Raw genomic sequence first — 23618 nt, 5'->3', positions numbered from 1 at the left:
GCGGGACGCACGCCCCGCCTGTTGCTTATTTCGAAAACGTCATTCGCGCCAACGCCCACTGGCCATCGCGTGGATCGCCGGTAGCGAAGACGCACAGGTTGCGCACGCCGGTCCCCACCGGCGCCGCAAGCGTTGCATCAAGACGGGTCAGCCCCTTGGCCGGTGCCGCGCTCACTAGCGGCAGACGGGCAAGCAACGGCCCCGAGCAGGTATCGACATGGATCTCGAATTCGCCGGCTGTGCTGGCCTTCGGACGCACCACGGCATCCTTGGCTTCGTCGCCGAAGCGCCACGTCAGTTGCTCGATGGTCAGCTCGACATGCCGGCTGCCTTCCAGCGACGCCTGCGGCCACAACCAGCAGGCATTGCCGATGTCCACGGCATAGACCGGGCGCGGTCCTTGCGCGGGACGCCTGCCATCCAGCCGCGAGGCGGGCTGGCTGGAGCAGGTTGCCAGCGCGCTGCCGTCACGGCTCAGCAAGGTGCTTGCATCCAGTCGCTGCGTGCGTGGCGCGGCAAGTTCGAAGCCGTCCGGCGCAAAGGTCGCGGCGCGCAGGCTGGTGTTGCCCGGCAGGGTAAGCGGCAGCGCATAGGGGGTGGAGTGAACGGTGGGCTTGGTGCCATCGGTGGTGTAGCGAATCGTGCCGAATCCCGCCTGATTGGACAGCTCCACCCGGAATGTACCGTTGGCGGCCGCGGTGACCTGGAAGCGGGGGGCGAACGCGCTGTCGGTGTAGTCGATGCCGAGTGCGCGGTAGCGTGCCAACTCCGCCGGCATGCGTTGCACGAACGTGTTCCAGTCATGCGCGCCCGCGGGCGACCAGCCTAGTTCCGACAGCGCCGCGATGCGCGGGAATACCGCATGCTGGTCGTGCGCAAAGGTGAGCATCTGCTCGGTCCAGAGCCCGCCCTGCACGCCGATGATGCGCTTGGCTTCCGCCGGGCTCGCGCCGTTGGGAATCACGACGGTGTCGTAGGCTTGCCGCAGCGTCGCGGCGGGCGGCGGCCCGGCCCATTCGTCGGGCAGCCCGGACTGCACGTGGTCGAAGTACAGCGATTCCTGCGGCGTCATGACCACGTCGTGGCCTTGCTGGATCGCTGCAAGCGCCACGCGTTCGTTGTCGTTGCCATGCCACGACATCACCACTTCCGATGCGGGCAGTGTTGCGCCGGCCACCAGTTCGTCATCCCAGCCCACGGGCGTGCGGCCGTGCTGGATGAGATGTGCCGCGACCTGCTGGGTGAACCAGCCCTGCAGCTGATCCATGTTCGCCAGGCCGAGCGCGTGCCTCTGCGCCTGTACCTCGGGTGAGGCGTTCCACTGCTGCTTGTCCGCTTCGTCGCCGCCGATGGAGATGTAGCGCGAAGGGAACAGCTGCATCACCTCGTCGAGCACGTCGTCGACGAACTGCAAGGTCTTTGCATCCGGCTTGAGCAGCCACGGGCTGACGCCCCAGTCGGTCCACACCTCAGGACGCTTGCCGGTGACGCCCAGCCACGGATAGGCGGCAATGGCCGCCTGCGAGTGACCGGGCAGGTCGATCTCCGGCACCACGTCCACATAGCGTTGGGCGGCGTAGCGCACGATGTCGCGCGCCTCATCCTGCGTATAGACGCCGCAGTAAGGCTGGCCGGCTGCACCGGTCAGTTCGCTGTCGAGGCCGACGGCCTGGCGGCATGCGCCGTGCCGGGTGAGTTCGGGATACTTGGAAATTTCCAGGCGCCAGCCCTGGTCTTCCGTCACATGCCATAGCAGCACATTGAGCTTGTTGAGCGACATCCAGTCGATCAGCTGTTTGATGTCGGCGACACTTTGGTAGTGCCGACCGGAATCGAGCAGCAGCGCGCGCCATGCAAAGCGCGGGTGGTCGTCGATGACGCCATGGGCCACCTCCACGGGCGTGCCACGCGTCCAGCCCGGTGGCGTCAACAGCTGCCACAGGGTGACGCCACCGTAGAACGCGCCGCGTGGCGTGCGTGCCGTGACCAGGATGCCGTGATCGTCCACCGTGATGCGGTAGCCGGCGTCGTCCGCGACATCGGCCTTCGGGGTCACATCGAACGTGATCGCGGGCTGCGCCGTGCCCGGCGTCGCTAGGTGCAGGCGCAGACCGTTGGTGTCGGCCACGTGCTGCACGAACCGTTCGGCGATGGCCTGCAGTGTTTGGCCGTCCGCACCATGCACCGCGACAACGGCGCCATCGGCGACACGGAACGCGCCCGTTCTGGCAGGAGTGGCCTTCGCGGGCTGTGGCAGCAGCGACCAGGCGGGAGCCGCCGGTGCCGCGACGGCAACGCCCGTCGCCAGGAGACCGGCGATGCCCAGGCAGCGGAACCATGCCGGCCGCACGAGGTGGCTCATGCGCCGACCTCGCCAGCCATGGCATGGGGCGGTGCGACCGTTCCCGGCACACCGCGCCTGAGGTACCACCGGGCCGCACCCTGCACGCCGTGAAGACCGTGCTCCGTCACCCATACCGGAACCTGCGAGAGCAAGGCACGTGCGCTGCGGCCGTGCAGGAACCGCTCTTCGAAGGCGCTGCGCTTGAGTAGTTCGAAGATGGAGGACAGAAAGCCGCCGGCCAGATAGACGCCGCCCGTCGCCATGAAGGCCATCGCAAGATTGCCGGTGAAGCTTCCCAACGAGGCGCAGAACAGGTTTACGGCTTCCACGGCCAACGCATCGCCGCGCGCCAGCGCCGCCCGGGTGACCGCCTCGGGCGTCGCCAGCGTCGGCGTTTCTCCATCCAGCGTGCACAGCGTGGCGTAGAGAGTGAGCAGGCCGGGGCCAGACACGATGTGCTCGAACGCCACGTAGCCGCCCTGCGGTGCCAGGTGCGCGAGCACCTCGCGCTCGCGCACCGAATTCGGTGCGTAGTCCATCTGGCCCGCTTCGGTCGGCAGCACGAGGCCGCCGCCCGGGCCGGGCACGTGCACTGCCGCGCCAAGGCCCGTGCCCGGTCCGATCACCAGGGTGGGGCCGGTGGACAGCGTGTCGGGTCCGCACAGGTGGTGACCGCTGCCGGCGAGAGGGCCTTCCAGCGCATAGGCCAGCGCCTCGAAATCGTTGAGCACGGCCACCTCGTCCAGGCCCAGCGCATGGCGCAGCCGGCTCAGGTCGATGGGCCATGCCAGGTTGTCGTTGACCACCTCGCTGCCCATGATCTGCCCGGCGCAGGCGAGCACGCAGTGCTTCACCGGCGCCCGCACTTCGGCGTCGACAAAGGCGGTCAACAGCTCGGGCAGCCCCGCGAACCCGGCGCAGGTGAACACGCGCCAGGCGAGCATCTCGACGCCACGGGCACGGTCAGGCGATGCGCGCATCAGCGCGACGCGCGCATGCGTGCCGCCGATGTCGGCTGCCAGAAACGGCGCCGCCGGTATCCCCGTCAGTCGATCCGAAAGGTCCATTGCCACGTCCAACGCGCTCCCCCGCATGGAACTGTCATCAGCGTGGAACGACATTGACACCGGTGTCAAGCCGTGGCGCACCATGGGCCGGAACGGACGGTGGAAGGGCTGGAGGATGAGCGCGCGGGTGTGGACGGGCCTGGCGACGTCGCGCGGGTTACGGCGGGAGCGGCTGGCGCATCGCGCCGTGTTCTATCGGGGGCGCCGCACGGCGCGCAGCTTGCCGCTTTGTCCGCCGCCGCAGAAAAACGTGTTGTGCCCGTCGGATTCGAGCCCCGATACCACGGTGCCTGCAGGCATCTCGAGTTTTTCCAGCACTTCGCCCGTGCGGGCATCGATGTGCCTCAGCTCGCTTTCGTTGCCTTCCCAGGTGGCGTGCCACAGCTCACCGTCGACCCAGGTGACGCCCGTGACGAAGCGATTGGATTCGATAGTGCGCAGGATGGCGCCCGTGTCGGGATCGACCTGGTGGATTTTGCGCTCGCGGTATTCGCCCACCCACAGCGTGCCTTCGGCCCAGGCGAGGCCGGAGTCGCCACCGTTGCCGGGTGCGGGGATGCTCGCAAGGACGCGGCCGGTGCCAGGATCGATTTTCTGGATGCGGCGCTCGGCGATCTGGAACAGGTACCGGCCATCGAACGCCGTGCCTGCATGCGCGGCGACGTCCATCGCGCCTTGCGTGATGCCGCTGTCTGGATCGAGTGCGACCAGCTTGTCGCCGCTGGCGAACCACACGCGCTCGCCGTCATAGGTGACGCCGTGCACCTGGTCGACGCCGGTGAAAGGGCCGTACTCGCGGACGATATGGGCGGCTGATCGTTTCATGTGTCCATCCTAGTCGCCGGGCAGCGGGGCTGGGAGTAACAAAGTCGTCGTGAATCCCGGAACGGGTGGCGTGATCCAGCGGCGGGAACGGCCACGCCCCAAGGCCTGCACCTTGCCTGCGTCCGCCAGGGCATCCAGCGCGCGCTGCACGGTGCGCTGGCTGCTGCCCAGCGCGAGCGCCAGGCCGGAACTCGACCACGATTCGCCATCGGCGAGCAGGGCGAGCAGCGCGGCGTGCTTCTCGTCAACGGGCTGCGCCAGCACCGCCACGCCGGGCGCATGCAGGGGCTTCAGCACAAAACCCCGTTCGGTGGCGCGCACGTCGGCCAGTGCCCTGAGCTCCGTGCGCAGCCGGCCGATCTCCACGCGCAGGCGGGCACGATGCGAGTCGTCGACTTGCCTGGCGCGAAACGCGCGGACGGCAAGTTCATGGCGCGACACGTCGCCCGGCCACGCCTCGGCCAGTGCATGGGCCAGCGCGAACAGCACCGGGCGCCTGCCCAGCGACACCAGCGCGGATGTCGCGTACACCGCATGGCGGCATGCATCGACGATGAGTCGTCCCGACGTGCTCAGGGCCTCGACCTCCTCGAGCAGGAGGGGCTGCTGCATGCCGCCCGACAACAGGCGCGCCGCAGGCACCGCCAATGCGCGGGACGCATGCTCCACTTCGGCGATCAAAGCCGGTATGCCGGCCTGGCGTGCATCGTGCGTGGCCTGCGCAAGCGCATGACGCGCGTGGGTGGCGCGCAGGCGACGCATGGCGATGCCTGCGATGGCCAGCCAGTGGATGGTCCGCAACGCGGCGGGAAGCGACGAGGCATCGGAGGAGGCAAGCGCGCGCTCGGCTTCGTCCAGACGCCCGATCAGCAGCAGGCGCCGCAGGGAGAGATAACGCGCGTGCGCGGCATTGATGCGATCACCGTGCGCCTGCAGCGTGGCCTGCGCCAGTTCGAGCGCCTTGGTCGGCCAGCGCAGGTCGCGCGAAACGAGTGCGATCTCGGCCTCGGCCACCACGCATCGCGCACGCGCCACCGGCTCCCTTGGGCCGAACGAACGCGCTGCCCGGCGCAGCAGCGGCCTGGCGCGCTCGAAATCGCCCAGCTGCGCCATGGCGATGCCACGGAGCGCGAGTGCCTGCGGATCGTCACGCAGCGCGACCCGGTTCAGCGCTCCCAGCGGATCACCGGCGGCAAGCGCGCGGGCGGCGGCGGTAATCAGCGAGTCCATCGGAATCCCGACACACTTGTCACTCCCTGCGTCCGGTCGGACGGCGGCAGTCTATCCCACGCCCCATCACGGGTGCGTCACAGCAACACCGGCGCACACCACACCTGACCGAAGGAGACCGACCATGAATGCACATACCACGGGTACCCGCGAGGAATGGCTGAAAGCGCGCATGGCGCTGCTGAAGGCGGAGAAGGAACACACGCGGCGCGGCGACGAGCTGGCCCGTCAGCGCCAGGCCTTGCCCTGGGTGCGCGTCGACAAGACGTATCGCTTCGACACCGACCAGGGCCCGGCCACGCTGGAGGATCTTTTCCGCGGCCGCTCGCAATTGCTGGTCTATCACTTCATGTTCGGGCCCGATTACAAGGCAGGTTGCCCGTCCTGTTCGGCGGTGGCCGATGGCTTCAACGGCAACGTCGCACATCTGGAACATCACGATGTCGCGTTCTGGGCGGTGTCGCGCGCGCCGCTGCCGAAGTTGCAGGCTTACCGACGGCGGATGGGATGGAGCTTTCCGTGGGCGTCGTCGGTCGAGGGCGAGTTCAACTTCGACTTCAACGTGTCCTTTACCGAAGAACAGCAGCGCAAGGGCGACATCGAATACAACTTCGAGCGCGGCGGACATGCGATGGACGCCACTCCCACGCCGGAGCCCGTCGCGTACTTTGCGGCCTCTTGCGGCACCGATGCGCCGACCTACTCACGCGATCGCCCGGGACTGAGCGCCTTCGTGCTCAACGACGGCGTGGTCTATCACACGTACTCCTCCTATGCGCGTGGCGTGGATGGCGTGTGGGGCATGTACCAGTGGCTGGACCGGGCGCCGCTGGGGCGCAACGAGTCGGGTATCTGGTGGCGCCGCCACGACGAGTACGACCGGATTTGATCGACACACCGTTGCGTTGGACCGACAGCGAGGCGCGCCGCCATGCATGCGCAGACATCCCAGGACACGACCGTTGGCCGAAGCCTCCCCAGGGCCTTCCTTACTGTGCTGACGCTGCTCTTTGCCGCCAGCACGGCGATGACTGTGGCGTGGTGCACCTCGATGCCGTCGATGGATGACATGCCGATGCCCGGCGGCTGGACCCTGTCGATGATGTGGATGCCAATGGGGGAGCCGTCGTGGTGGGGCGCCGCGCTGTCCTTCCTCGGCATGTGGACGGTGATGATGATCGCGATGATGCTGCCGTCGCTGGCACCCGTGCTGTGGCGTTGCCACCAGGGCGTCAGCGGCCATGGTGCGGCGAGTCCGGCCTGGCTCGCGATGATCGTGGGCGTGGGGTACTTCGTTGTCTGGGCGGCGCTTGGCGCGTTGGTGTTTTCAGTGGGTGCCGCACTGGCATCGTTCGAGATGGCGATGCCGGCCCTGGCGCGTGAGGTGCCATTGGGAGTGGGCGTGGTCGTGTTGCTCGCCGGTGCGCTGCAGTTCACCCGATGGAAGAGCCACAGCCTCGCATGTTGCCGCCGTGAGCCGGAGCGCGTACCGGCGAATGCCGGTGCGGCATGGCGACATGGTCTTCGCCACGGCCTGCATTGCGTGTATTGCTGTGCCGGCCTTACCTCGATCCTGCTTGCATGGGGTGTCATGAACCTGCGCGCCATGATGCTCGTCACCCTGGCCATCACTGCCGAACGGCTGGTGTCCGCGGCCACGCCGATGGTGAGGACCATCGGTGCCACCGCGGTGATGGCCGGCCTGCTGCTGGTTCTGCGCGCCCTCGGTGCCGCCTGACGCCGCCGGGGCGACGTCAGGCGTCCTGCGACGCGTGCGTAGGCTCAGTGCAAGGCCTGCGGCGCCAGCTGCGACGGGTAGTCGACATCCCAGTCAGAACGACCATTGACCCGGCTGTCGCCTTCAACGTGCGCCTCGCCATGCGAGGACGATGCCGGATACGACACGCCATCCGTCGACGGCGTGGCCGAGGCGGATGCTGGTGCATCCACCGCCGGTATCGCGGAGGGAGCTGCCAACGTGCGCGGCTTTGCTCCCATGTCATGCCCCTGGGCAGTAAAGACGGCAAGGCCGAAGACCAGCGCGGCGCCGAGTGTGGTGCGTATGAGTGCCATGGTGGATTTCCAAAGAGGATGTCGGGCAGGCGGATCAGGCGAGGGTGATCGCAACGTCGATGTTTCCGCGCGTCGCCTTGGAGTACGGGCAGGTCTGGTGGGCGGCGTCGATCAGTTGCTGGGCGGTTTCGCGGTCCAGGCCCGGCAGCGACACCGTCAGGCGTGCCTGCAGGAAGTAGCCGTCGGCGCCAAGGCCCAGGTCGATCTCCGCACTCACGGTGGTGTCGGCCGGGAAGTCGATCTTGCCGGCACGGGCCGCGTGGCGCATGGCGCCGGTGAAGCAGGCGGACCAGCCGGCGCCGAACAACTGCTCGGGATTCGTGCCGGGCAGGTTGGCGCCGGGCGTGGAGAGCTTGAGGTCGAGCTGGCCGTCGTCGCTGGTGGAGCGGCCTTCGCGGCCGCCGGTGGTGGTGGTCTTGCCGGTGTAGAGGATGCTGGAAGCGGACATGGGTGGAATCTCCTGGGTTGGCATGGCTGTGGATCAGCCGGTGTGCCAAGGAGACGCCGGGCGCGTATCGTCGATGTGTCCCGCGGGGTGCCCGATGGCATGGAAACGTGTCGCGCGGTCAGGGCGATACATTCCGTTACACACCGGGCTGCGCCAGTCCCAGGATGACTCCGGGCGACGGATACAAAGCGATACAAAAAGCCTGGGCGGGGGACACGCGCGGTACAAACGGGGTTGTTCCAATGCCTGCGTCGGCGGCATTCAGGCCGCTGCCCCTGTCCTGGAGACTCCTTCGATGAAATTCCTGCATCTTGTCGTTGCTGCCGCGGCTTTCAGTGCAGCCCTTTGCGCCGCCTGGCCCGGATCCTGGCTGGATGCCAACGCCCAGACCCCGTGGGTCGACGCGCCGGCACCGGGATTCGACGGGGCCACGCAATGGCTCAATTCGCCCCCGCTCACCACGCAGGACCTGCACGGCAAGGTCGTGCTGGTCGAATTCTGGACGCGCGAATGCATCAACTGCCTGCACGTGCTGCCGCATACCAAGGCGCTGTACGACCGTTACGCCGGTGACGGACTGGTGGTGGTCGGCGTGCACACGCCCGAGTACGAGGAAGAGCACGACGTGTTCAGCCTGCGCCAGGCCATCCGCACGCTGGGCATCCGCTACCCGGTGGCGGTGGATAACGACAACCGCATCTGGAACGCTTACGGCAACCGCTTCTGGCCGGCCATCTACCTGATCGACCGCGATGGCCATGTGGTCTATCGCCATGTCGGCGAGGGAGACTACGATCAGACCGAAGCGAAAGTGCGCGAACTGCTCGGCAAGGCCTGACGCGCGGGTTCGCACCCCACCGGAGAAAGCATGGAACACGTCGACCATATCCTCGTCGTCGATGACGATCACGGCATCCGCACGGGCATCGTGGACTACCTGCGCAAGAACGGCCTGCGCGCCAGCGGCGCCGCCGATGGCCGCGAGATGTTCGCGCAGCTCGATACCTCGGCGTTCGACCTGGTCGTGCTCGACATCATGATGCCGGGCGACGACGGACTGGTGCTGTGCCGCACGCTGCGCGCCGGCAAGCACAAGCACGTGCCGGTCGTGCTGCTGACCGCGCGCGACGACGAAACCGACCGCATCATCGGCCTGGAAATGGGCGCGGACGACTACGTCACCAAACCCTTCTCGCCGCGCGAACTGCTGGCGCGCATCAAGGCGGTGATCCGCCGCACGCGCATGCTGCCGCCCAACCTGCGTGTCACCGAAAGCAGCGACGTCATCGCCTTCGGCCGCTGGCGGCTGGATACCACCGCACGCCACCTGCTGGACGAGGACGGCACCGTGGTCTCGCTGAGCGGCGCGGAGTTTCGGCTGCTGCGCGTGTTCCTTGACCACCCGCAGCGCGTGCTGTCGCGCGACCAGCTGCTCAACCTCACGCAAGGGCGTGACGCGGAGCTGTTCGACCGTTCCATCGACCTGCTGGTGAGCCGCCTGCGCCAACGCCTGCAGGATGGCGCGCGCGAGCAGACCTACATCAAGACCGTGCGCAGTGAGGGCTACGTGTTCTCGATGCCGGTGATCCTCAACAGCGGGCAGCCATGAGCGCCGACGCGCCGGCTATCGCACGCCGCTGGTTGCCGCGCAGCATGGCGTCGCGGCTGTACCTGATCATCTTTGCGGGGCTGATGCTGGCGCAGGGCTTGTCGTTCGCGCTGCTCTACCTGGAGCGCGTGCAGTCCGCGACGGCGGTGATGTTCAACACGCTGGAGCACGACGTGGGCACCTCGGTCGCGGTGATCGACCGGCTGCCTGCGGCCGAACGTTCGCGCTGGCTTACGCGGTTGGCGCGCGACAACTATTTCTACATTCTCGGCAACGGCGAACCGGGCGACCGCCTCGCCACGCAGCGTTCGCGCGACGTGCTGGCCCTGATCGCGAAAGAGGTTGGCCCGGACTACCGTGTCTACGGCAACACCCTTTCCCTGTCGCCGGAGCGGTATCAGGTTCACTTCACCCTGCGCGACGGCTCGCCGCTGACCTTGCAGATCACGCCGTACATGAAACCGCTGGCGACGTGGCTGCCCTTTGTCTTCACGCTGCAGGTGATCCTGCTGCTGGTGTGCACGTGGCTGGCGGTAAGGCTGGCGACGCGGCCACTGGCGACCCTGGCGGAAGCGGCGGACGCGATGACGCCTACCGCCAACGGCCCACGCGTCGCGCAGGACGGCCCCACCGAAGTCGCGCGCGCGGCGAAAGCCTTCAACACCATGCAGGACCGCATCGCCAGGCACCTCAAGGAGCGGCTGCATATTCTTGCCGCCATCTCCCACGACCTGCAGACCCCCATTACCCGCATGCGCCTGCGTGTCGAAGCGCTGGACGAATCGCCCGAGCAGCAGCGCATCCTTGACGACCTGCAGGAACTGCAGCATCTGGTGAAGGAAGGCGTCGCCTACGCGCGCAGCGCGCACGGCGACGCGGAGAAGCCGGTGAAGATGGACGTGGGCGCCTTCCTGGAAAGCCTGGTGTTCGACTACCAGGACGTCGGCCAGCCCGTCAGCATGACCGCCACCGTCGATGCCACCGCCACCGTTCGCCCGCAGGCGCTGCGGCGCGTGCTGGTGAACCTGGTCGACAACGCGATCAAGTACGGCGGTGCGGCGGAACTGGCCTTGCAGCGTGGGACCGGCGGCGCGCTGGTGATCACCGTGTCCGACCGCGGCCCCGGTATTCCCGAAGGTGAACTCGAACAGGTGCTGCAGCCGTTCTATCGCCTGGAATCCTCGCGCAACCGCGATACCGGTGGCGCGGGCCTTGGGCTCGCCATCGGTGCGCAACTTATCGCTTCCATCGGAGGCCACCTGCAGCTGGCCAACCGCGAGGGTGGCGGCTTGCAGGCGGTGATTACGTTGCCGTGAGCTGGCTTCGCGGCGCCGACTGGCGACCACCAGGGAGACGCTGGGCCACCTCAAGCTCGTCATTCCGGCCTAAGCCGGAATGACGCATCGCTCTTTTCATCGCTGCGGTTCTTCCGATGGCTTCCTGCAAACCTAGGGACACGACAGCGGTATCGACACCCGCACGCGCTGCCCGCGTACGAGAGGCGAGTCAAGCTCGTCATTCCGGCGCAGGCCGGAATCCAGTGGCTGGTGCGTTTGGTTCTAAGCGCGACGCGGATGGCTTTTCAGTGGGCCAGCATCCCGCGAGAACCGGACAATGATGCCACTGGATTCCGGCCTACGCCGGAATGACGCATCGCTCTTTTCATCGCTTCCGTTCTTCCGATGGCTTCCTGCAAACCTAGGGATACGACAGCGGTATCGACACCCGCACGCGCAACCCCCTACCCAGCGGCGAATCGAGCAGCTCGATGCTGGCGCGGTGCAGGCTGGCGGCGCGGGTGACGATGGACAGGCCCAGGCCGTAGCCTTCGCCGCGGGTGCCGGCTTCGCGATGGAAGCGTGCAAACACGGCGTGGCGACGTTCGGCGGGAATGCCCGGGCCGTTGTCGATGACTTCCAGCGTGGCCTCCTGCCGGCCTTGCGCCACGGCGAGCTGGATGCGGCCGCCGGCCGGCACGTAGCGCAGCGAGTTTTCCAGCAGGTTGCGCAGCAGCGCGACGAGTGCCGGCGCGTAGCCCTGCACCAGTACCTGGCCATCCTGCTGCGCGAAGCCCAGTTCGACGCCACGACGCTGGATGACGGGCGAAAGTTCCTTCACCACGCCGTCCGCGACGTCGTTGAGGTCGACCGCTTCGAATCGGGTGGAGGCGGCGCCGGCTTCCAGCCTTGCCAGCGTGAGCAGTTGCTCCACGCGTCGGCTGAGCGTGGCGACGCTGTGGTGCGCGCCGGCCAGGCTGTCGTGGATCTCGTCGGGGTCGACGGTCTCCATGGCGCTTTCCAGGTTGAGCAGGATGGAGGCCAGCGGTGTGCGCAATTCATGCGCTACGTCGGCGCTGAAGCGCCGCTCGCGTTCGATCGCGTCTTCCTGCCGGGCGAGCTGCTCGTTGAGCGCGCCCAGCACGGGGCGCAGTTCGCGCGGCGCGTCGGGCAATACGATGCGCTCGCGGCTGCCGGGCTCGCGCGCGGACAATGCCGTGGTCAGGCTGGCCAGCGGGCGCAGCCCCCGGCCCACGGCCCAGCCCACCAGCAGCGCGAGCACGGGCAGGCCGAGCAGGAATGGCGCGCCGTGGTCCACCCATAGCGTATGCACGATGTTTTCGCGGCTGTCGTAGCGGTCAGCCGTGCGTATCACGTACTGGCTCTGCGAATCGACGTAGTTGAACACGCGCCACACGTGGTGCTGCTTCTTCAGGTCGTGGTAGGCGGAGCGGTCGTCCGGCGTGGCCGGCAGCGTCATCAGGTTGACCGTGCCGAGCACCAGCTTGCCCTGGCGGTCGAACACCTGGAAACCCACTTCCGACTCGTGCGTGGCGACTTCGCCTTGCGCTGCCAGCACGCTTTTCTTCTGCACCGGCACGATGATGCCGTCGCTATTGGCGAAGGCCTGCAGGCCGGACTGGCGGATCAGTGCGGCCACGGTGTGGGCCGCCTCGGCGAGGCGCGCGTCGGACAGCACCGCCATTTCGTCGCTGGTGCGGTAGAAGCTGTAGAACGCGAGCGGCAACAAGAACAGCAGCAACAGCGCGATGATCATCCAGCGCAGGCGGCCGCGCAGGCTGGTGGGTTTCACCGGGCGTCCCGGGGAATCATGTAGCCGAATGCGCGCACGTTCTGGATGGTGTCGAAGCTCAGCTTGCGGCGCAGCGAGTGCACGAGCACGTCGATGGCGCCGTCGGTCACTACTTTCTCGCCGCCGTACAGCGAGCTTTCCAGCGTGTCGCGGCGCACGACGCGGCCGGCGCGTTCCATCAACGCCTGCAGCAGCGACAACTCGCGCCGCGTGACCTCGACCTTGTTGCCGTGGAAGGTCACTTCCAGCGTGCCCAGGTCCAGGCACAGCGCACCGGCTTCGATACGGTTGGCGGCCAGCCCCTGCATGCGGCGGGTGAGCGAGCGGATGCGCGCGCCGAGCTCGTCGAGGTGGAAGGGCTTGGTCAGGTAATCGTCGGCACCGGCGTCAAGGCCGTGCACGCGTGCCTGCACCGCGTCGCGCGCGGTGAGAATGAGCACCGGCGTGCGGATGTCCGCGTTGCGCGCCTCGGTGAGGATGTCCAGGCCGTCCTTGCCCGGCAGGCCGAGATCGAGCAGCACCAGGTCGGCCGCCTTGGCCTGCATCGTCGCAATGGCGTCCGTGCCGTCGGTAAGCCAGGTCACCGTGTACGACAGGCGCTCAAGCGCCCGCTGGATGGCCTCGCCCAGCTCCAGATCGTCTTCCACCAGGATGATGTGCACCTTGTGCCCCTTGGGTACGAGAACAGCAGGCCACAGGAGAAACCCGGAACCCGCCGTCCATTGTCTTTCCGTTTTGTTACCGTCCCGGGAAAAAGGTGCCCGTCCTTGGGCGTGCTCCATGCAGACTTGAGGGAGGGTTGGGGGATCGATCGATCCCCCGGGGGCTTACGGTGTCTTCGGAGCCAAACCGGCGGCACGCAGTTCCTCGCGGGCCGCCGCCAGATCGTGTTGCATGGTGGGCGAGGCGAGCATGTCGGTGGCCAGGGCCTGACCGAATTCCCGTCCCGCATAGATATCCTGCAAGGTGTGCACGCCCTTCACCACGCGACGCCAGCCGATGTCGCGGGCGTGTTGCATCAGCGCATCCGCGTCCTGCGGGAACAGCTGGGCGAGCAGGACGGCATCCACCGTGGCGCGGCTGGAATGGCCGCTGGGGTAGCCGTAACTCTTCTTCGCGGCTTTTTCCGGGTTGCTGGCGCAGTCGGAAGCGGGCGGACAGGGACGCGGGCGCTTCCAGTGGTTCTTGGAAAGATCCACCGCCTCCTTGGTCTCTTCCTCCGCTTCCTTGAACAGCGCGGCCACGTGCGGGAGCTGGTCCGCGCGGAAGCCGGGGCCGATCACCGGGGCGAAGTCGAACGCGTTGAACTTCTCTTCCTGCTTGGCCTGCGCGAAGTCCGCCGCCGAGCGATCGGCAAAGGCACGGTCGGTGGCGGCGTAGTCGGCCTTGTCTTCCGCGCTGCCCGGCGCGCTGGGCGCGGGCAGGGCGGCCATCACGGCGTTGACCTGTGCCGCGCTGAGGTAGGTGTGGGCCGGTGCATCGCTGGCAGATGCCAGCGACGGTGCGAGCAGGAGCAGGGCGAGGAACGTATGCCTGGACATCAAGTGATCGCCTCGTCCGTCAGAGTGCCAGCGAAACCGAGGCGAACCAGCTGCGGCCCGGCAGCACGTAGTATGAGCCCACGTTGCCGCTCACCGAGTTGATCACCAGGTTGTGCGCGTCGAAAAGGTTGTCCACCTGCAGGCGCACCTTGTAGCTCTTGATGAAGGAGCCGGTGAGGTTCTGGCCGTAGCCCAGGCTCATCGCCGCCTGCCAGTAGCCGCCGGTGCCGATGGTGGAGGTCACGGAGGAGGCGACGTCGGGATTGAAGCTGGAGTTGTACGCCTTCTGGCTGCCGGAGTACTTGTCGTACAGCGAGGCGAAGAAGCCATTGTTCTCGTACATCACGCCAAGCGCCGCGGTGCGGTTCGGCACGTTCGGCATGTCGAGGCTGGAGCCCTTGAAATAGGCGTCCTGAAGCGAGGCGTTGGCAAACACGCTGGTGCCGTAGCCGACGTAGTAGGTGGCTTCGCCCTCGATGCCCTTGATGTAGGCGCCCTTGGCCAGGTAGTACACCGGTTCGGTGGTGCCGGGCACATTGGTGGAGAACTGGTAGTTCTTGTAGTTGATGAAGTACACGTCGGCGTCCGCGTTGAAGCGGTCGGTCTTGTAGACCGTGCCGAACTGGTAGTTCATGGTCTGCGTGGGGTGCGTGTTGTTGGCGGTCGGGGCGGGCACGTAGAACTGGTTGAGGTTCGGCGTCAGGAAGCCCTGCGCGGCGGTGGCGTAGATGCTCCAGTCCTCGCGCACCAGGTAGTTGGCCGTGAGGTAGCCCAGCGTCTTGTCCCAGCTCTGCTTGTAGTTGAGCGGGGTCTTGGTGCCCTGGTTGATCGGCGCCTCGATGTCGCGGCTGACGTTGAAATACTTCACGCCCGGGGTAACGCTCAGGCCGTCATAGGCGTACCACTCGTATTCCGCATAGAGCTGGCCGGTGTGCAGCTGGTCGGTCATCGTGTACTTGTACGGGCCGCTGTACACGCCCTTGCTGTTGAACGTGCCGAAGGTGGATGCACCCGGCTTCACGTCCACGGCGCCGCCGCGGCCGTAGTCGATGGCGATGCTGCTGCGGTTGTTGTCGGTGAACTCGTACCAGCCGCCGGTGCGGAACTGGCCGTGGTCGTCGGCGTGCACCAGCTGCAGCACGTCGCCCCAGGCGCGGTAGTTGTTGATCTTGATGTAACCGCCCATGTTGGTGGGCGAGGCCTTGGTGCCCACGTATGGGCTCTCGTGGCTGGTGTTGTCGTAGGCGTACGTATAGACCTTGTTGTCCAGCGACCAGGTCTGCGACAGCAGGCTGTGCACGCCCAGGTATTCCAGGTCGGTCTGCTTGGACTGGTAGTTGTAGCAGGCGCAGTTGGTGCTGGTGCGGTCGTCGTTGAGGCCGAAGTTGCGGCCAAGCTGCTGGATCTGCTGCAGCGTCAGCGAGCTGAGGTTGGGGTTGTTGAAGCGGATGTCGTTGTAGTTGCTGAGGAAGGTGATCTCGGTGCTGTCGCCGATCGGCTGCACGTACTTGATGTAGCCGGTCTTGCGCGACATGTCGCCGTCGGTCTTGGCGGTATCGGTGCTGATGTACTGCGCGCTGGCGATGAGCTTGCCGCCGCCCAGGTCATCGAGCTTGCCCGAGTTCACTTCCAGGTGGGTGAGCGAGGTGCTGTAGCTGCCGAAGCTCTGCGTGGGAATGAACGAGAAGCTGTCGGTCGGATCCTTCGAGCTCAGCGCCACGGTACCGCCGAAGGTCGCTTCGCCGATGGTGCTGGCATTGCCCGGGCCACGGTCGATCAGCACCTGGCCGAGCATCTTGGCCGGGAAGTAGCTGCTGGTGTGGTGACTGAAATCGTTGGTGTCGCCGAACGGAATGCCGTCGTAGGTGACGTTGTACTGGTTGTCGTTGAAGCCCCGCAGCGTCATCTGCTTGGACTCGCCCAGGCCGGGGCCGGCGGTGCTCACGTTGGTGACGCCCGGCGCGATCGCGGCGATGGTGGCGTAGTCGGCGGTCGGCGCGACGTGGTTGCTGATCCAGTCCAGGCCGATGATGGACTGCGGCTGGGTGATGGTCAGGTCGGCCTGCGTTGGCGCCTGCGTGATGGCGGACTGGGTGGCCGTGCCGCGTACTTCGACTTCTTCCAGCTCCTTGGGGGCCTTCAGTGCGTTGGCGTTGGCTTTGGACGTCGAAGCGTCCGCCGCCGTGGCGGCCGTGGACGCGTCGGTGTCGGTGGCGTGTGCCGGCATGCCGAACGACAAGCTGGCGAGCAGGGCAAGGGCGATCGCGCTGGAAATCGGGCGCAGGACGGGGTGCGACGCGTCGAAGCGCCGGCGGGAGGCGATGGACATGGTGGGCTACGCAGTGGCTGGATTCAGTGCGCTAGCGTGAATTTACGATTTGACAGTTCTGTTTCACACGGGTGATGCGCGCCGGCGGTTTGCTTAGCGCCGTCTTAGGCAGGCCATGGCTCTAAGACCGCGCTAAGACTACCAATGGAAGCGCATGCCGATGTTCCCGTCGATGGCCTTGACGCCCTGGCTGAACCCCTTGTCGTAGCCGACGGTGGCATACAAAGACGCGCCCTTGCGCAGCTGCGCGTCGACACCGACGCCCACTTCCCACCAGCTGCCACCGAGATCGGAGTGGAACGGCACGTTGCCATCGGCCGAGGAGAAGGCTGTGACCGTGTCGGCTTTGAACTCGTGCCAGAGGTTGGCGAAGAACCACCCGGAGATCAGGCGCGAGGCATCCCACTGCCAGGTGCGCGCCGCGCGGCCGCCGATGCGCGCGGCCAGCGAATCGCCATCGCGAAACTGCACGCGGGCGGCGGCATCGGAGGCGTTGTCCAGGTGCAGCGTCTGGTAGATCACCTGGCCTTGCGGCTCCAGCGACCAATCGTTGTCGAAGCGGAAGGGATAACCGCCTTCCACCGACAGCGCCGCGCCGAAGCCATGCGTGGAGAGGCTGTAGGGCTCGTTGGAGGTGGCCTTGGCGTCGTACCAGGTGCCCTGCAGTACGCCGTCGAGGTACCCGTCGTTCGCACCGAAGCGTGTCCAGTAGCCGCCGACGGAGTACGAATCGAAGCGGTTGTTGCCGGCCGAGGTGCCGTCGTAGTTGCTGACCCCGCCGTGGCCATGGCCGACGGCGGCGAGTACGCCGGCAATGTCGCGCGCGCCGCCATCGTACCCGGCGCGATACAGGTCAAGGCCCGCCTGCACCGCGATCATGTTGTCGTCGAACGATGGCCCGTCGCGATACACGCCGCCGGCCTTCGCATCCCACTGGCCGTCCTGCCCGACCACGCGCGCCCATGCGCCGCTGGGGCCAGCGACGTCACCGGTGGTTCCGCGCAGCTGCTCCTCTTCACCGACGCGGTCGTGCAGCGTGCCGATCAGGGCCCGGCCGTAGTTGAGCGCCATGGAGGGCAGCGCCGTGTAGAGCGAGACCTCGCTGCGGTAGTACGGCACGTATGGCTCCAGCGGCGGTGGCGTCGGTTCGCCGGGAGCGACGACCGGCGGCGGAGGCGGCACGCTTTCGGGTATCTGTGCCGGTGGCAGCGGCGGGGTCGGATTTTCCGAGCGCAGGTACCAGGAATCCGCCGAGGTGTTGTCGCGCGCGCCCCTGAACAAGGCGTACTGGTAAGGCCCCGCTTCCAGCGATGTGCCCAGCGCGAAGGACCCTGGCGCGGTGGTCGCGGATGCGGCGGCTGCGACCACCAGGATGCCGTTGCCGGTGGTCGCGGCACCCAGTCCGCCTGCATTGGCGATATTGAGCACGGTGCGACCGCTCGCGCTGCCCGCGTTGATCACGAGCAGGTCCGATTGGGATGTGTCTCCGCCAAGCACGGTGTTCATGGCGATGCGCGAACTGCCCTGGCCCACCAGATCGTGGACGAACAAGGTATTGCCCACGCCCGACCCCGCGAGCTGGATCAGGTTGTTGTTGGTCAGCGTGCCGCCCATGACGAAGTCGCCCTTGCTGCCGCCCTGGAACAGCGGCAGGGCATCGGCCACTGCGATGGTGCCGTTGTTGTCCACCGCACCGGCGGTGCTGCCGTAGCCGCCGAACGTGGCGCTGCTGGCCACGGTGACCGTGCCACCACCCGCCAGCGCCGCGGTACTGAGGGGTACGTTGCCTATGACGAGCGTTCCGGCGTTGACCTGCGTGGTGCCGCTGTACGTGTTCAGCGCGGTGAGCACCGTGGTGCCGCTGCCGTTCTGCTGTAACGAGCCGATCGGATCCGGCGTGGTGTGGGTCCAGTCGCTGATCACGCCGTTGAAGGTGAAGGTGTCCGAGCGGTTGAAGATCAGCGCGCCGCCGTCCTGCACGTCCCCGACGATGCTGCCCGTGGTGCCGCCGGCGCCGAGTTGCAAGGCGCCACCGGCGATCACCGTTCCGCCGCCATAGGTGTTGTTGCCGGTGAGTATCGTGGTGCCGCCGCCCAGCTGCTTCACACTGCCGCTGCCGGAAATGACGCCAGCGAATGTGACCGTGTCCGCGCGATCGAAGACCAGCCGGCCGCTGTTGGCGACATCGCCCACGATGCTGCCCGTGGTGCCGTTATTGCCCAGTTGCAGCATGCCCGCCTGGATGGTGGTACCACCCGCATAGGTGTTGGTGCCGGTAAATATGGTGGTGCCGGTGCCTTGTTGCGTGACGCTTCCGCTGCCGGTGATCAGGCCGGGAAACGTGACCACGTCGCTGCGATCAAAGACCAGCGCGCCGTTGTTGGTAACGTTGCCGACGATGCTGCCGCTGGTACCTCCGTTGCCAAGCTGCAGGGTACCCGCGCTGATCGTGGTGCCGCCCGTATAGGTGTTGTTGGCTGTGAAGAGGGTGGTGCCCGCGCCCAGCTGCGTGACGCTGCCACTGCCGGCGATCAGGCCGGGGAACGTGACCACGTCGCTACGATCAAAGGCCAGCGTGCCGTTGTCGGTGACGTCGCCGACGATGCTGCCGGTGGTGCCGCCGTTGCCCAGTTGCAGCGTGCCTGCACTGATCGTGGTGCCGCCCGTATAGGTATTGTTGCCGGTGAGGATGGTGGTGCCGGTGCCAAGCTGCGTGACGCTGCCACTGCCGGCGATCAGGCCGGGGAACGTGACCACGTCGCTTCGATCAAAGGCCAGCGTGCCGTTGTCGGTGACGTCGCCGACGATGCTGCCGGTGGTGCCGCCGTTGCCCAGTTGCAGCGTGCCCGCGCTGATCGTGGTGCCGCCGTCGTAGGTATTGTTTCCGGCAAGGATGGTCGTGCCCGTGCCCTGCTGCGTGACACTGCCGCTTCCGGTGATCCATCCAGGAAACGTGATGACATCAGCACGGTCGAACACCAGTGCGCCGTTGTTGGTCACGTCTCCTGCCACGCTGCCTGTGGTGCCGCCGCTACCCAGCTGCAGGGTGCCTGCGCTGATGGTCGTGCCGCCCGTATAGGTGTTGTTGCCGGTGAAGAGAGTGGTGCCGGTGCCTAGCTGCGCGACTGCGCCACTGCCGGAGATCAGGCCGGGGAAGGTGACCACGTCGCTACGATCAAAGGCCAGCGTGCCATTGTCGGTGACGTCGCCGACGATGCTGCCGGTGGTGCTGCCGTTGCCCAGTTGCAACGTGCCCGCGCTGATTGTGGTGCCGCCGCTGTAGGCGTTGTTGCTGGTGAGGATGGTGGCGCCGCTGCCAAGCTGGGTAACGTTGCCGCTGCCTGAAATCATCCCGCTGAAGATGCTCGCGTCACTGCGATCAAACACCAGCGAACTGTTGTTCGTCACATTACCGATGATGCTGCCGCTGGTCCCGCCGTTGCCCAGCTGCAGTGCGCCGCTGCTTAGGGTGGTACTGCCGGTATAGGTGTTGGTGCCGGTCAGTGTCATGGTGCCGGCGCCGGTCTTGGTCAGTCCGCCGCTGCCGCCGATCGCGCCTCCGAACGTGGTGGAGGAGCCGAGGCCACCGGTGGTCAAGGTGCCCGCACCCAGCGTCACCGTGCCAGCGCCGGCGAGGCTGCCGATGGTCTGATTGGCGTTGCCCAGATCCAGCGTGGCGCCGCTGTTCACGGTGAAGGCGCTGGATGGCGACAGTACTCCCGCACCGCCGGCCTGCAGCACGCCGCTGGCAACGGTGGTGGTGCCGGTGTAAGTGCCCGCACCGGACAACAACAGCGTGCCGCTGCCCGATTGCGTCACCGCACCGCTGCCCGCGATGGGCGCGGTAATGCTCAGGTTGCTGCTGCTGGCAAAGACCAGGGATCCGTTGTCGGTGATCTGTCCGCCGATGGTCAGTGCCGGCGTGGCGAACGTGGCCGTCGTGCCGGCGTCCAGCGCGAGATGGGTCAGCGCGTAGCTTGATCCGGAGAGGGTGACATTGGCGCTGTTGCGCAGTGCGACCAGCTGCCAGTTGGGAATGGCATTGGCAAAGGCGCTGGCGGTGAAACCATCGAATACAAGGGTATTGTTGCTGCCGCCGTTGCCGCCATCGATCGAACCGGTGGTGGTGGAGCCCGCCTCCAGCATCACCGTGTTGTTGGATTGCCCCGCGCCGAACAGGATCGCGCCACGGCCGCCGCTGAGCGTGCCCGCATTGATCACCGTGATGCCGTTGGCATTGGGCCCGTTGCCGTAGAAGCCGTAGGCGTTGTCGCTGCTGACGCCCGCACCTGCTTCGTTGATGAACGTGCCCGGGCCGGCCATCTCGACACCGTTGCCGGCGATGGCCACGGTGGCGCCCGTGCCGACGGTGGCATAGGCGCCGTGGGCGGCCACGGTGCCGTAATTGAGGATGGTGCTCGCCACGGCACTGTCCGAGCGGATGCCGGCCGAGGACGAACGCGGACTGGTTCCGGAGATGGAGCCGCTGGTATCGATCGTGCCGCGGTTGATCAGCGTATTGCCCGCGGTCTTATTGGCCGTGCGGGCGAACATGCCCACGGAATTGCTGCCCGTGGTGCGGATGCTGCCATCGTTCTCCAGCGTGTTGCCGTAGCCCACCGTCGTGCTGGACGCATTGCCGGGATCGCCCGCCCAGATGCCATAGGCATTGATGAAGGTCGTGCTGATGCTGCCCGCGTTCGTCACCGTGCTGTTGTTGTTGACCTGGATGGCCGCGCCCGTCGTCGCCACGCCCGCGCCCGCCTGGACGATCACTTTCGCGCCGTTGGTCGGAATGCTAAGGGTGCCCGCCCCGCTGCTGATGGCGTTGATGCTGTTGGTGAATGGGTTGGGGGCGTTGGTATTGCAGATCACCGTGACGCCATCGGACTGCAAGGCGCAGGTGGCGAGCGCGTTGTGCGAAAGCGCGGCAAGCAGGCACGCGATCAGCAGCCTTGGGCGCAGGGAACCATCACGGCGCTTCGGCTTGGCGCATGCACGGAGATTCGCCGGAAGCACCGGCGGACGTTGTGCGTTTCCATTCATGGTCCGCCTCATGGGTCGTCCGATGACGCCGCTGAGTAGCATCGGCGCGGTGACCTGCCCGTGAAATAACGCGGCGCGTGATGTCGCCAGGTGGTTGCCGACAGGCGGCAAGATCTTGCTTCCCGAAGGGAGCGCAGCGTGTGCGCGCTCGCCTCATCGCTACATCGGGCTGTCGCGCACAGGGTGCGCTCCCACAGGGGAGACGATGGCGCGGGTGTTATTTCACCGGCTCGGCCAGCGGTTTGCCCTTGTCGACGATCCAGGTCGACAACGCCACGCCGCCATCGCCGTCGGGTGCCGCGACGAGGTTGTGCACGGCGCCGCGCGGATTGAAGAAATGATCGCCCGCCTTCAGCACCTGGTCGGGCTTGCCGCGTGTCTTGAGAATCAGGTTGCCCTTGAGCACATAGCCTGATTCGTCGCCGTCATGCATGTGCCAGCCAGACGCGCCGCCGGCCGGGAGCTCGGCGGTACCCAGCACGATCACCGTGCCCGCCACACCGCTCTGGTCGTGCTGGTCGAGAATGGTCCGCTTGGCCTGCGGCGTGCTGGCCGCTGGTGCATCCAGTGCGTTCGCACCTGCGACCAGGCACAGGCTCGCGAACAGGGCGGCGCTCCACAAGGGACGGGTCGACATGGCGGCATCCTCGATGCAAAGGGAGGCCGCGATGGTGCGCGCCACCACGTCATGGCGGTGCGAAACCGCGCCTGGCAGATCAGGCAGGGGCATGGCCTATCATGTCGGTTTCGCCCTTCGCTGCCGGATTTCGCCATGCATGACACCATCACCCCATTGCGCGTGGCGCTGATCGGTTACGGGTTTGCCGGCAAGACCTTTCATGCACCGCTGATCCGCAGCGTGCCCGGCCTGGCGTTGAGCACGGTGGTATCGCGCGATGCCGGCAAGGTGCATGTGGATCTGCCCGACGTCGAGGTGGTTGCCGATGTGGCGGCGGCGCTCGCCGATCCGCATCTGGACGTGGTGGTGATCGCCTCGCCCAACGACACGCACGCGCCGCTCGCGCGCGCGGCGCTGGAAGCGGGCAAGCATGTGGTGGTCGACAAGCCGTTCGCCCTCGACCTGGCGCAGGCACGTGAGCTGGTCGACGTCGCCGAACGCGAGCAGCGCGTGTTGTCGGTATTCCAGAACCGCCGCTGGGATACGGATTTCCTCGGCGTGCGGCAGCTGATGGAAGCAGGCCGGCTCGGCGAGGTCACGCACTTCGAATCGCATATCGATCGCTTCCGCCCGCAGGTGCGCGCGCGCTGGCGCGAACAGGCGGGCGCCGGCAGCGGGCTGTGGTACGACCTTGGGCCGCATCTGGTGGATCAGGCGCTGTGCCTGTTCGGTGTGCCGGATAGCGTATGGGCCAGCCTGGCCACGCAACGCGACGGTGGCGAAGCCACCGACTGGGCGCATGTCGTACTGGCATACGGCGGGCGTCGGGTGATCCTGCACGCCAGCATGCTGGTGGCCGGCGGCACGCCGCGTTTTGTCGTGCATGGCACGCAAGGCAGTGTGGTGAAACCGAAGATCGACCCGCAGGAAGCGCAGCTGCTCGCGGGTGTGCGGCCGGGCGACGCGGGCTGGGGCAGGGATGCGGACGATCTGCTGCTGTATGACGGTAGCGGCCAGGTTGAGCACATCGCCTCGCCGCTGGGCGATCAGAGCCGGTACTACGCCGCCTTCCGCGATGCGGTGCGCGGGTATGGCCCCCATCCGGTCACGCCACGGCAGGCCATCGGCGTGATGGCGGTGATCGAGGCGGCGATGACATCGGCGGCGGAAGGAAGGGCGGTCTCGCCTGAGCTGCGTGATGAAGAGCGCCACGCCTGGACGACGATGGCGCACGGCTGACGCGGGCCCGGGTTGGCACCAGGCGGAGCGCGGACTTCCCGTCACGCCTCCTGTGTTTGCCGTGCAAAAAAAAGGCCCCCTTTCGGGGGCCTCATGGATCGGCTCTAGGGGGGCGACCGATCCGGGGGCACCGACGTCCGTGGGAACGTCGATGTGTG

At 66.9% G+C, this 23618-nt stretch carries 18 protein-coding genes; 6 read left to right on the top strand and 12 right to left on the bottom strand.

The genetic code is table 11. The features are described 5' to 3' along the window. Positions 1–25: 25 nt before the first annotated feature. From HY57_RS01020 to HY57_RS01005, 4 genes are all read right to left on the bottom strand, one after another. Positions 26–2362: a beta-N-acetylhexosaminidase gene (locus tag HY57_RS01020; protein WP_019466468.1), complete on the bottom strand. Its 2337-nt coding sequence runs from the start codon at positions 2360–2362 to the stop codon at positions 26–28. Further along, positions 2359–3411 carry a glucokinase gene (locus HY57_RS01015; protein WP_019466469.1) on the bottom strand — a complete coding sequence of 351 codons (1053 nt, stop codon included), beginning with the start codon at positions 3409–3411 and terminating at the stop codon, positions 2359–2361. Before HY57_RS01015 ends, HY57_RS01020 begins: the two co-directional genes overlap by 4 nt. A gap of 192 nt (positions 3412–3603) precedes the next feature. Then, a complete protein-coding gene (locus HY57_RS01010; RefSeq protein ID WP_019466470.1) occupies positions 3604–4236 on the bottom strand; it encodes a hypothetical protein in 633 nt (210 codons plus the stop codon). A 9-nt stretch (positions 4237–4245) separates the two neighbouring features. Further along, positions 4246–5466, bottom strand: a complete 1221-nt coding sequence (locus tag HY57_RS01005; RefSeq protein ID WP_019466471.1) for a hypothetical protein — start codon at positions 5464–5466, stop codon at positions 4246–4248. A gap of 124 nt (positions 5467–5590) precedes the next feature. On the opposite strand from HY57_RS01005, the gene HY57_RS01000 reads away from it, so the two are divergent. Together HY57_RS01000 and HY57_RS00995 are read left to right on the top strand one after the other, a co-directional pair. Beyond that, a complete protein-coding gene (locus tag HY57_RS01000; protein ID WP_019466472.1) occupies positions 5591–6355 on the top strand; it encodes a DUF899 domain-containing protein in 765 nt (254 codons plus the stop codon). A 105-nt stretch (positions 6356–6460) separates the two neighbouring features. After that, a complete protein-coding gene (locus tag HY57_RS00995) occupies positions 6461–7204 on the top strand; it encodes a DUF2182 domain-containing protein (protein WP_019466473.1) in 744 nt (247 codons plus the stop codon). A 44-nt stretch (positions 7205–7248) separates the two neighbouring features. On the opposite strand, the gene HY57_RS00990 is transcribed toward HY57_RS00995, so the two are convergent. Both HY57_RS00990 and HY57_RS00985 read right to left on the bottom strand, forming a co-directional pair. After that, a complete protein-coding gene (locus HY57_RS00990) occupies positions 7249–7539 on the bottom strand; it encodes a hypothetical protein (protein ID WP_019466474.1) in 291 nt (96 codons plus the stop codon). Between the two features lie 34 nt (positions 7540–7573). Continuing rightward, positions 7574–7987: an organic hydroperoxide resistance protein gene (locus HY57_RS00985; protein ID WP_019466475.1), complete on the bottom strand. Its 414-nt coding sequence runs from the start codon at positions 7985–7987 to the stop codon at positions 7574–7576. Positions 7988–8282: 295 nt separating this feature from the next. On the opposite strand from HY57_RS00985, the gene HY57_RS00980 reads away from it, so the two are divergent. From HY57_RS00980 to HY57_RS00970, 3 genes are read left to right on the top strand one after another with little or no spacing between them, the layout of a single operon-like run. Then, the gene (locus tag HY57_RS00980) at positions 8283–8825 is read left to right on the top strand and encodes a redoxin domain-containing protein (RefSeq protein ID WP_019466476.1); all 543 of its coding nucleotides are present in this window, start codon (positions 8283–8285) and stop codon (positions 8823–8825) included. A 30-nt stretch (positions 8826–8855) separates the two neighbouring features. Beyond that, positions 8856–9596 (top strand): response regulator, encoded by a 741-nt coding sequence (locus tag HY57_RS00975; RefSeq protein ID WP_019466477.1) that lies wholly within the window; start codon positions 8856–8858, stop codon positions 9594–9596. Beyond that, the gene (locus tag HY57_RS00970; RefSeq protein WP_019466478.1) at positions 9593–10912 is read left to right on the top strand and encodes a sensor histidine kinase; all 1320 of its coding nucleotides are present in this window, start codon (positions 9593–9595) and stop codon (positions 10910–10912) included. Before HY57_RS00975 ends, HY57_RS00970 begins: the two co-directional genes overlap by 4 nt. 382 nt (positions 10913–11294) lie before the next feature. On the opposite strand, the gene HY57_RS00965 is transcribed toward HY57_RS00970, so the two are convergent. The 6 genes from HY57_RS00965 to HY57_RS00940 form a co-directional block, all read right to left on the bottom strand. Then, positions 11295–12686, bottom strand: coding sequence for a sensor histidine kinase (locus HY57_RS00965; RefSeq protein ID WP_019466479.1), 1392 nt, complete (start codon positions 12684–12686; stop codon positions 11295–11297). Beyond that, positions 12683–13348, bottom strand: coding sequence for a response regulator (locus HY57_RS00960; protein WP_019466480.1), 666 nt, complete (start codon positions 13346–13348; stop codon positions 12683–12685). The genes HY57_RS00965 and HY57_RS00960 overlap by 4 nt, the downstream gene beginning before the upstream one ends. Positions 13349–13513: 165 nt before the next feature. Beyond that, positions 13514–14227, bottom strand: a complete 714-nt coding sequence (locus HY57_RS00955; protein WP_019466481.1) for a phosphatase PAP2 family protein — start codon at positions 14225–14227, stop codon at positions 13514–13516. A gap of 19 nt (positions 14228–14246) precedes the next feature. Continuing rightward, positions 14247–16556, bottom strand: coding sequence for a TonB-dependent receptor (locus HY57_RS00950; protein WP_019466482.1), 2310 nt, complete (start codon positions 16554–16556; stop codon positions 14247–14249). Positions 16557–16694: 138 nt separating this feature from the next. Further along, positions 16695–21602 carry an autotransporter-associated beta strand repeat-containing protein gene (locus HY57_RS20670; RefSeq protein WP_019466483.1) on the bottom strand — a complete coding sequence of 1636 codons (4908 nt, stop codon included), beginning with the start codon at positions 21600–21602 and terminating at the stop codon, positions 16695–16697. 217 nt (positions 21603–21819) lie between these two features. Further along, positions 21820–22332 (bottom strand): cupin domain-containing protein, encoded by a 513-nt coding sequence (locus HY57_RS00940; protein ID WP_019466484.1) that lies wholly within the window; start codon positions 22330–22332, stop codon positions 21820–21822. A 42-nt stretch (positions 22333–22374) separates the two neighbouring features. Between HY57_RS00940 and HY57_RS00935 the strand changes: the two genes are divergently transcribed. Next, positions 22375–23460, top strand: a complete 1086-nt coding sequence (locus HY57_RS00935; RefSeq protein ID WP_019466485.1) for an oxidoreductase — start codon at positions 22375–22377, stop codon at positions 23458–23460. Positions 23461–23618: the final 158 nt, after the last annotated feature.

The organism is Dyella japonica A8 (genome assembly GCF_000725385.1).
Classification (GTDB): Bacteria; Pseudomonadota; Gammaproteobacteria; order Xanthomonadales; family Rhodanobacteraceae; genus Dyella; species Dyella japonica_C.
This window is presented reverse-complemented; position numbering and strand designations above follow the sequence as displayed.